We start from the raw sequence: 3491 nt of genomic DNA, 5'->3' as shown, positions 1-3491 counted from the left end.
GCTGGACGGCCTCGGCTTCTTCACCTCCGTCCTGCGGGCCCTGGCCGGGTCGTCCGCGGGCGGTCAGCTCGCAGGGGGACAGCACGGATGACGGCTTCTCTGGAGAACGCGAAGCTGCCGCAGTCGGGCTTCGCGGCCACCGACGTGCTGGTCAATGACTACGACGGCGGGCCCGACACGGTGTCGCGGGCGACCGAGACGCCCGACGAGCTCCAGCCCTACACCGACCTCGGTCTCAAGGACGACGAGTACGCCCGGATCCGCGACATCCTCGGCCGCCGGCCCACGTCGTCCGAGCTGGCGATGTATTCGATCATGTGGAGCGAGCACTGCTCCTACAAGTCGAGCAAGGTGCACCTGCGGCAGTTCGGTGAGAAGGCGCCGCGCAACACCCGGATGCTGGCCGGCATCGGTGAGAACGCGGGCGTCGTGCAGATCTCCGACGAGCTCGCGGTCACCTTCAAGGTCGAGTCGCACAATCACCCCAGCTTCGTGGAGCCCTACCAGGGCGCGGCCACCGGCGTCGGCGGCATCGTGCGCGACATCCTGGCGATGGGCGCCCGGCCGGTCGCGGTGATGGACCCGCTGCGCTTCGGCGCGGCCGACCACCCCGACACCGCGCGGGTGCTGCCCGGCGTCGTGGCCGGCATCGGCGGGTACGGCAACTGCCTCGGCCTGCCCAACATCGGCGGCGAGATCGTCTTCGATCCCACGTACCAGGGAAACCCACTGGTCAACGCGCTGTCGATCGGTGTCATGCCGGTCGAGCGGCTGCAGCACAAGGAGGCGGCCGGCGTCGGCAACGTCGTCGTGCTGCTCGGCGCTCGCACCGGCCGTGACGGCATCGGGGGCGTCTCGGTGCTGGCGTCGGCCACCTTCGACGAGGGCGCTTCGGCGCGCCGGCCGTCGGTCCAGGTGGGCGACCCCTTCATGGAGAAGCTGCTGATCGAGAGCTGCCTCGAGCTGTACGACGCCGGTCTGGTGGTCGGCATCCAGGACCTCGGCGGCGCCGGCCTGACCTGCGCGCTCACCGAGACCGCCGCGGCGGCCGGCACCGGCATGCGGGTCTACCTCGAGCGGGTGCCGCTGCGCGAGCCCTCGATGTCGCCGACCGAGATCCTGGCCAGCGAGTCGCAGGAGCGGATGCTGCTGATCGTGGCGCCGGAGATGCTCGACCGGGTGCTCGCCGTCGCCGACAAGTGGGGCGTGTGGGCCACCGCGATCGGCGAGGTCACGCCAAGCGAGCAGGAGGGCCTGCCCGGCCGCCTGGTGGTCAGCTGGAACGACCACATCGTGGTGGACGTGCCGCCCGGCTCGCTGGCCGACGACGGTCCGGTCTACGCCCGGCCGATCCGCGAGCCGGCCGACCTGATCCTGTTGCAGGCCGACCGCGCCGAGACGCTGCCCCGGCCGACCACCTCGGACGAGCTGCGGGCCACCGTGCTGCGGATGGTGGCCTCGCCCAACCTCTGCGACAAGTCGTGGGTGACCGAGCAGTACGACCGTTACGTGCTCGGCAACACCGTGCTGGCCCAGCCCGAGGACGCCGGCGTGCTCCGCATCGACGAGCGCACCGGCCTGGGCGTGGCGCTCTCGGTCGACGGCAACGGCCGCTACGCCCGCCTCGACCCGTACCAAGGTGCCAAGCTCGCCCTGGCCGAGGCGTACCGCAACGTGGTGGTGACCGGCGCCGAGCCGGCCGCGGTGACCGACTGCCTCAACTTCGGCTCCCCCGAGGACCCGGCGGTGATGTGGCAGTTCGCCGAGGCCGTCCGTGGTCTGGCCGACGGCTGCCAGCAGCTGGGCATCCCGGTGACCGGCGGCAACGTCAGCTTCTACAACCAGACGGGCGCCGCGGCGATCCACCCCACTCCGGTGGTCGGTGTGCTCGGCATCCTCGACGACGTCGCCCGTCGTGTGCCGATGGGCTTCCCGCCGTCGCCGACGGCCGAGGGCGACCTGCTCTTCGTGCTCGGCGACACGCGGTGCGAGCTGTCCGGCTCCGAGTGGGCCTGGGTCGAGCACGGCCACCTCGGCGGTCGCCCGCCGCAGGTCGACCTCGACCACGAGCAGGCGCTGGGCCGGCTGCTGGCCCGGTCGTCCGAGGCCGGGCACGTCAGCGCGGCGCACGACCTGTCGGACGGCGGCCTCGCGCAGGTGCTCGCGGAGAGCTGCCTGCGGCGCAACATCGGCGCCCGGGTGGCACTGCCGGAGGAGCATTCGGCATTCGTCTGGCTCTTCTCGGAGTCGGCGGGCCGCGTGCTGGTCGCGGTGCCCCGCGGGCACGACAAGGCGTTCGTGGCGCTGGCTCAGGACCACGGCGTTTCGTGTACGCCGATCGGCACCACCTCGCCGGAGGCGGTCCTCGAGGTGCGCGACGAGTTCACGATCGAGCTGGACGAGCTGCGCGAGGCGTACACGGCGACGATGCCGCGCCTCTTCGGCGGGCCGGCCGAGCTGGCCAATCGCCACGGCGACCCGGAGCGGGCGGCCCACCCGGGGTCCGGCGAGGAGCCCACCCCCGAGGCCGCGACCCTTACTCCCCAGGCCACTACTCCCCGGGCCACGCAAGAGACCGAAACCAAGGACCCCACCTCGGTTCCCGACACTGCGCGGGAGGTAGACGCCGAGAGCGCGGCGTCGGTCTCCCCTGCGCCGCAAGGGGTGGACGTCGCCGGGGTGACTTCAGTTTCCCGTTCCGCCGATGCGCCGGACGCCGAGGGGACCGCCTCGGTTTCTGGTGCTGCGCAGGGGACGAGTTCCGAAGCGGATACCTTCGTCTCCCAGGCCGAGTCCCCCTCGGACGGCCACGGGACGACCTTCGTCTCCCAGGCCGCCCAGGGGAACGAGCCCGTGGCGTCGGCAGGCGAAGCGACCGTTCTCCCTCGGTCGGCGTCGGCCGACACCGCCGAGCCGCCGATGGTGACAACCGGCAAGGCCGCGGCTGCTCCAGCGGCGGCTGCTCCGGCGGTGACTGCTCCGGCGGTGACTGCTCCGGCGGCGGCTGCTCCGGCGGCGGCTGCTCCGGCGGCGACCGCTCCGGACGCATCCGCCGACGCCCCGTCGGGCGAGGAGTCGGCTGCGAAGGAGTCGGCCGGCGATGAGGCAGCGGGCGTTGAGGCAGGGGACGAGGGCGGTGAGCACGCCGTCTCCATCGCCGAGGTGGTCACCGCCAAGGTCAACCTGACTGACGGCACCGAGCCGACCGCGGTCAAGTCGGTCCCGCAGGAGCCCGCCGAGGACGAGCCCGCGGCGCAGCCGGGATCCGACGCCGCGTCGAAGGTGACGGCCACCGCTCCGGTCGTCCACAGTGAGCAGACCGACCGCCCGGCGCCGGGCGGGCCGATCGCTCCGGACGTTCCGCCGGACAACTTCCCGACCGCCGACCTGCACACCACGGTCGCCAGGGAACCCAAGTCGGAGTAGTCGAACGCAACGAGAAAGGGCCGGCCCCAAACGGGGCCGGCCCTCATCACGTCTGATCGGTCAGT

General features: G+C 72.5%; 1 pseudogene. It reads left to right on the top strand.

From position 1 onward, the window contains the following. Positions 1-87 precede the first annotated feature (87 nt). A pseudogene (purL, locus tag AB0M20_RS32840) lies at positions 88-2460 on the top strand (phosphoribosylformylglycinamidine synthase subunit PurL); the annotation flags it as partial. Positions 2461-3491 lie beyond the last annotated feature (1031 nt).

This window comes from Actinoplanes sp. NPDC051633 (assembly GCF_040681735.1).
In the GTDB taxonomy this organism is placed as follows: Bacteria; Actinomycetota; Actinomycetes; order Mycobacteriales; family Micromonosporaceae; genus Actinoplanes.
The sequence above is the reverse complement of the archived record's forward strand: the minus strand, read 5'-3'. Positions and strand labels throughout refer to the sequence as shown.